The sequence below is a fragment of the Rhizobium sp. BR 317 genome, assembly GCF_047445835.1.
Lineage (GTDB): Bacteria > Pseudomonadota > Alphaproteobacteria > Rhizobiales > Rhizobiaceae > Rhizobium > Rhizobium paranaense.
The window spans coordinates 1-572 of record NZ_JARWLB010000215.1 but is presented as its reverse complement, the minus strand read 5'-3'; the positions used below and the strand labels follow the sequence as shown (position 1 = coordinate 572).

Here is a 572-nt window from a genome sequence, read left to right as displayed (position 1 = left end):
GTATAGCCGACAATGGTCACACCATTCGGCGAGACGATCTTTTGGTCGGGCACCGTCAGGTMGCAATTGCCGCCGCGTTMGGCCGCAAGGTCGACGACGACGGAGCCCGGCTTCATCGCCGCGACCATGTCTTCGAGCCACAGTTTGGGCGCATCGCGGCCGGGGATCAGCGCCGTGGTGATGACGATGTCGATCTCAGGCGCCAGTTCACGGAACTTCGCCAACTGCTTCTCGCGGAATTCCGGCGAGGACGGGGCGGCATAACCGCCGGTCGCAGCACCATCCTGCTGACCGCCACCCTGACTGTGGGCAAAATCGAGATAGACGAACTCAGCCCCCATGCTCTCGATCTGCTCGGCCACCTCAGGCCGCACGTCGAACGCATAGGTGATCGCGCCGAGCGACGTCGCCGTGCCGATCGCGGCCAGGCCGGCGACGCCGGCGCCGATCACCAGCACCTTGGCCGGCGGCACCTTGCCTGCCGCCGTCACCTGGCCCGTGAAGAACCGCCCGAAATTGCTGCCCGCCTCGATCACCGCCCGGTAACCGGCAACGTTGGCCATCGACGACAG

Annotated in this window: 1 pseudogene; it reads right to left on the bottom strand. The window is 66.0% G+C overall.

Annotated features, from left to right (window positions below):
• Positions 1-572 (bottom strand): annotated as a pseudogene (locus QD357_RS32870) (NAD(P)(+) transhydrogenase (Re/Si-specific) subunit alpha); the annotation flags it as partial.